The organism is Allobosea sp. P4_E12 (assembly GCF_056401655.1).
In genome coordinates, this window is sequence record NZ_JBFUIY010000091.1 from 1 (window position 1) to 5331 (window position 5331).

The window sequence follows — 5331 nt, forward strand, 5'->3', positions numbered from 1 at the left end:
CCGCCAACGGCTCCACGCTCTTGCGCTCCAGCGGCATCAGCAGTCCGAGGCTGTAATCCTTCAGCGGCTCAGCTCGGTCGGCGTGGCCGATCACCTCAATCAAGGCCTCGACATAGGCGTCGAACGCCGCTTCACTCTCCGCGGTCCAGTCGGTCATGGCGGCGCGCTTCCCTGATCTCGAAGCAGCACCCTAACAAGTCTGCGATCAGCGCGAATCCCCCGCATCCGCGACTTTCTGACTCAGTAAGATTAGGCGACACTGCCGGTCATCAGGGTCGACGAACGGCCGCTTCCCGCGCAGGCGCCGTTCCCTGCACGAAAACTGCACAACAATCCTGAGATCCTGAGCATTCTCAGGATCGGCGCTGCAATCGGCTGCGGCATCTCAGCGGCATGGCAGAGATCGTCGCTCCCCGTTCCCTCACATCAAGGCTGCCGCGCCGGCTGGTCGCCGATGGCTGGTGGCTCGTGGCGAGACCGCTGCCTGCCGAGACCGCCATCCTGGCCTTTCCCGCTCCGCCGCGCGGCCCCCGCGCGCCCGAATCCTCGATCAGCGAAGCCCCATGCCCATGTCCTCCCCTTCAGCAGAACCCCTAGAGCCGATATCCTCCCTGCCAGCGGAGCTGACGGCATCGCCGTTCGCGAGCCGCGCGACGCGCTGGCTCACGGCCCGGCTCGGGCTCGCCGCCGGCCTGGTGCTGCTGGCCGATTTTCTGTTTTACGGCCATTGGCTCGGCATCTCGCTGGCCTATTTCCTGGCGGTGCTGGCCACCGCTTCGCTCTGGGCGAACCCAATCCGCGCCAGCGCCGCCAGGCGCGCCCTGGCGCTCGCGGTGCTGGGGGCGGGGCTGCTCGCCATCGCCGAGGAGGTCAGCCTGCTGTCTTCCTTCGTTGCGATCCTCTGCACGGCGGCCTTTGCCGTCATTCTCAGCCAGCAGCAGGCGCGCTGGCAGGAGCTGCTGCGGCAGGCGAGGTTGATGCTGCTGTCCGGCGCCGGCGGGCTAAGGCGGGATATCGGCTGTGTCGGCCGCCTCGCGGCACGGCGTCGGCGCGCATTGTCAGGCATGGGCTGGCTCATCGGTTGGATCGTGCCGCTGGTCCTCGCCGGCGTGTTCGCGACGCTGTTCGCCTCTGCCAATCCGCTCGTCGAGATCTGGTTGAGCCGTATTGACCTCAGGCTGCTGCTCGATCTGCTCTCGCCCCGGCGCGCCGCCTTCTGGCTGATGGTGCTTTGCCTGGTCTGGCCGATGCTGCATGTCCGGTTCGCCCGCAAGCGCACGGCGAAGGCGATCCCGGCAACACCTAAGACCAAGACCGAGCCCGATCGTCAGGGGCTTCTCGGCGACACGGCGATCCTGCGGTCGCTCGTCCTGTTCAACGCGCTCTTTTCCGTGCAGACCCTGCTCGACATCGCCTATCTCTGGGGCGGCGCCGCACTGCCTGACGGCATGAGCTATGCCGCCTACGCCCATCGCGGCGCCTATCCGCTCGTCGTCACGGCACTGCTCGCGGCCGTCTTCGTCATGGTCGCGATGCGGCCGGCTGGCGCCTCCGAGCGTCATCGCCTGGTCCGGCCGCTGGTCCTTGCCTGGGTCGGCCAGAACATCATGCTGATGGTCTCGACGCTGTTGCGGCTCGATCTCTATGTCGAAGCCTATTCGCTGACCTGGCTGCGGCTCGTCGCCTTCATCTGGATGCTGCTCGTCGCGCTCGGCCTGGTGCTGATCATCGTCCAGATCGTCACGCGGAAATCGGTCAACTGGCTCGTCTCGGCCAACGTCGCCGCCCTGGCCCTGGCGCTCTACGCCTTCTGCTTCGTCAACACGCCGGCGGTGATCGCCAACTATAATTTCCGCCATTCCCAGGAACTGCGCGGCACCGGCGCGCGTCTCGACGCCATCTATCTGACATCGCTCGGTCACCAGGTGATCCCGGCCTTCGACCGCTACGCGCCGCGCATTGCCGCCGTCGGCCGCACGGTCCCCAATTCGACCTGGTCCTGGAACCCCAATAGGCTGCCGGGCAACCGCGCGTCCATGGCCGATCGGCACCACAGGGAACAGGCGGATTGGCGGGCCTGGGGCTTTCGCGCGTGGCGCCTGTCGCGCTACTTGGCTAACACTCCCACCGCCCCGCTCGGGGGCACGAGCAGCCCGGCCCCAGCCGGCCAGTGACAGGCACGTGACGATGGCGCCCCGCATTCTTGTGGTCGATGACGACAGTCATATCCGCGAGGTCATCTGTTTCGCACTCGAAAAGGCCGGCATGGCGACGTCGATCGCCCGGGACGGCGTGCAGGCCCTGGAGAGTTTTCGGCGGCAGCCGGCCGATCTCGTCATCCTCGACATCGGCATGCCGGAGATGGACGGGCTCGAGGTCTGCCGCCAGCTGCGCAAATCCTCCGACGCGCCGATCCTCTTCCTCTCGGCGCGGGACGAGGAGATCGACCGGGTACTCGGCCTCGAGATCGGTGGCGACGACTATGTCACCAAGCCGTTCAGCCCGCGCGAACTGGTGGCGCGCGTCACCGTCATCCTCAGGCGCACGCGCACCGGCCGCTCGGTCGGGGCCGCGTCGGTGGAGCCGCTTTCCTGGGGCGCATTGCGGCTCGACCCCGAGTCGCATCTTGCCAGCTTCGCGGGCAGGGCGCTGCCGCTGACGGGGATCGAGTTCGCGATCCTGAAGACCTTCGCAGCCCGTCCCCGCCAGGTCTTCAGCCGGGAGCAGATCCTGGAAAGCGCCTATGGCGGCGCGATCCATGTCGCCGACAGGACGATCGACAGCCATATCCGCAACATTCGCGCCAAGCTCGCGGCATCGGGCTGCGGCAGCGCCATCGACACCGTGCACGGCGTTGGCTTCCGCCTCGGACGCTGCGAGGCCGGGACGTGACGGCCTCTGCCTCGTCCCCGGCCCAGGTTGCCGTGAAATGGCGCCCCAATCTCAGCCTCATCGTCTTCCTGATGCTGACGGCGGTGCTGGCCTTGCCGCTCGTCGGGCTGTTCTTCTTCCGGATCTACGAGAACCAGCTCGTCCACCAGACCGAGGCCGAGCTGATCGCCCAGAGCGTGGCGCTCAGTGCCGCCATCCGGCGCGACTTCGAGAGCAACCTGCCGGCCGACGTCGCGCTGGGGGCTCACGTTCCGGCAACGCCGTCCTCGTCGGCGGACGAGCCGTTCAGGCCGATCCTGCCCAGTCTCGATCTGACGCGCGACAACCTGCTGGGCCGCAGGCCGGACGCGAAACCCGCGGCTGAGCCCGTCGGCGCAGCCTTCAAGGCTGCCGGCGAGCGGCTTTCGCCGCTGCTCCTGGATACGCAGACAATCACGCTCGCCGGTTTCCGCCTGCTCGACCCCCATGGCGTGGTGATCGCGGGCCGAGACGAGATCGGCCTGTCGCTCGCCCATGTCGAGGAGGTCGCCAAGGCGCTGCAGGGCTCGTTCGCCGCGACCTTGCGGCAGCGCGTCTCGAGCCACGCTCCGCCGCCGCTTTACTCGCTCAGCCGCGGCACCAGCATCCGCATCTTCACGGCGACGCCGATCATCCTGGGGGATCGCGTCGCCGGCGTGCTCTATGCCTCGCGCACGCCGAGCAATGTCTTCCGCCATCTCTATGAGGAGCGCGGCAAGGTCGTGCTGGCCGGCCTCTCCGTCGCAGCGCTCACCCTGCTGATCGGGCTTGCCTTTCACCGCACCATCACCCGGCCGGTGCATGAGCTGATCGCGCGTACGACCGCCATCGGTCATGGCGACCGCAGCGCCATGCGCCCGCTGACGAACCACGGCACCGCCGAGTTCGCGCGCCTGTCGCAGAGCTTCCTGGACATGGCCGGCAGCCTGAACAACCGCTCCGATTTCATCGCGACCTTCGCGGCCCATGTCTCGCATGAGCTGAAATCGCCGCTGACCTCGATCGAGGGCGCGGCCGAGCTGCTGCGTGACGATGGCGCCGGTGACGGCCCTGCGATGAGCGAGGCGAAGCGCCGGCACTTCCTCGGCAACATCATCGCCGACACGCATCGCCTGACCGCGATCACCAACCGCCTGCGGGAACTTGCCCGCGCCGAAAGCACGCCGACCGGCGGCACGACCAGCCTGTCTCCGGCAATCGCCGATCTGCAGCGGGATTTCCCCGGCATCCGGATTCGCGCCGAGGGGGCGCTCGACAGCGCCATCCGCATTTCGGCCGAGAACCTGCGCATCATCCTCAGCCATCTCACCGACAATGCGCTGCGTCATGGCGCGAGCGAGCTCGACATCGTCGCGGCCACGGAGGCGGACCGGCTCTGCCTCACCCTGCGCGACAATGGCAGCGGCGTGTCCCCGAACAACCGGGCGCGGATCTTCGACAGCTTCTTCACCACGCGCCGCGACAGCGGCGGCACCGGCATGGGATTGTCCATCGTCCGCGCCATGCTGAACGCCCATGGCGGCGCGATCGCGCTTCTCGACGACGAGCCCGGCACCACCTTCGCACTGGCCTTTCAACGGGCGCCCGGGGCGGAAACCCATGTCGAGACGAATGTGTCTGAGACAAGCGAGTCCGAGACGGGCCTGCGCTCGCGCGGGATGATGATCGCCCTTTGCCTCGCAACGATCGCCGCGGGGCTGCTCCTGCGCCGTTTCGGGATGGGGCTCGGGCTGCCGTTCGGCGTCGTGAAATATGGCGGCTCGCTGCTCTGGGGGACGATGGTCTACCTTCTGCTGACCATCATCGCTCGGCGTCAGCCGGCATCCCGGCTTGCGATCCTTGCCGCGCTGATCGCGCTCTGCGTCGAGCTCAGCCGCCTCTATCACACGCCCTGGCTCGATGCCTTCAGGCTGACGACGCCCGRCGCGCTGCTGCTCGGGCGCGTCTTCTCGCCCTGGAACCTGGTGGCCTATGGCGCCGGTATCGCGTTGGGCTGGGCGACGGACCGCCTCATTGCACGGGCGCGCCTTTAGCGCCTCGACACCGCCTCATCCCTTCCTTTCATGGGGGGCGCCGAGGGCTCGGGCCGAGCGGCGCCGTCGCGCTCCCCCGTCGCGATCCGGTCGTCCTTGTCATCGAGCAGAATGCGCTCGGCCGCTCCGTCGAGATCCTCATACTGGCCGCTCTTGAGGGACCAGAGGAAAGCGGCGAGCGCTGAGGCGCCGAGCAGGAGGGCCAGGGGCACGAGGAAGACGAGGCTGCTCATTGGCCCGGCTCCGCGGCCAGCCTCGGCTCTGCCGGCATCGCGTCGGCCGGGCGAGGGGATCCGGCCTTATCCACTTTGAGACGCAGCGCATTGGCGACGACGAGGACGGAGGAAAGCGACATGGCGAGCGCCGCGATCAGCGGGGTGACATAGCC

4 protein-coding genes and 1 pseudogene are annotated in these 5331 nt (G+C 68.0%); 3 read left to right on the plus strand and 2 right to left on the minus strand.

Annotated elements, in window-relative coordinates:
* A pseudogene (locus AC1DW9_RS36055) lies at positions 1 to 157 on the minus strand (IS701 family transposase); the annotation flags it as partial.
* 412 nt (positions 158 to 569) lie between these two features.
* Between AC1DW9_RS36055 and AC1DW9_RS36060 the strand changes: the two are divergent.
* The 3 genes from AC1DW9_RS36060 to AC1DW9_RS36070 are packed head-to-tail and all read left to right on the plus strand — an operon-like array spanning position 570 to position 4943.
* Positions 570 to 2174 (plus strand): DUF4153 domain-containing protein, encoded by a 1605-nt coding sequence (locus tag AC1DW9_RS36060; RefSeq protein WP_476777506.1) that lies wholly within the window; start codon positions 570 to 572, stop codon positions 2172 to 2174.
* A 13-nt stretch (positions 2175 to 2187) separates the two neighbouring features.
* Entirely contained in the window at positions 2188 to 2892 is a 705-nt protein-coding gene (locus AC1DW9_RS36065; protein WP_476768738.1) for a response regulator, read from the plus strand.
* On the plus strand, positions 2889 to 4943 hold the full coding sequence (locus AC1DW9_RS36070; protein WP_476855377.1) for a DUF2809 domain-containing protein: 2055 nt from the start codon (positions 2889 to 2891) through the stop codon (positions 4941 to 4943). Before AC1DW9_RS36065 ends, AC1DW9_RS36070 begins: the two co-directional genes overlap by 4 nt.
* Here the strand turns inward: AC1DW9_RS36070 and ccoS are convergent.
* Positions 4940 to 5176, minus strand: a complete 237-nt coding sequence (gene ccoS / locus AC1DW9_RS36075) for a cbb3-type cytochrome oxidase assembly protein CcoS (RefSeq protein WP_441508337.1) — start codon at positions 5174 to 5176, stop codon at positions 4940 to 4942. The two genes, AC1DW9_RS36070 and ccoS, sit on opposite strands and share 4 nt — an antisense overlap.
* Between the last annotated feature and the right edge of the window lie 155 nt (positions 5177 to 5331).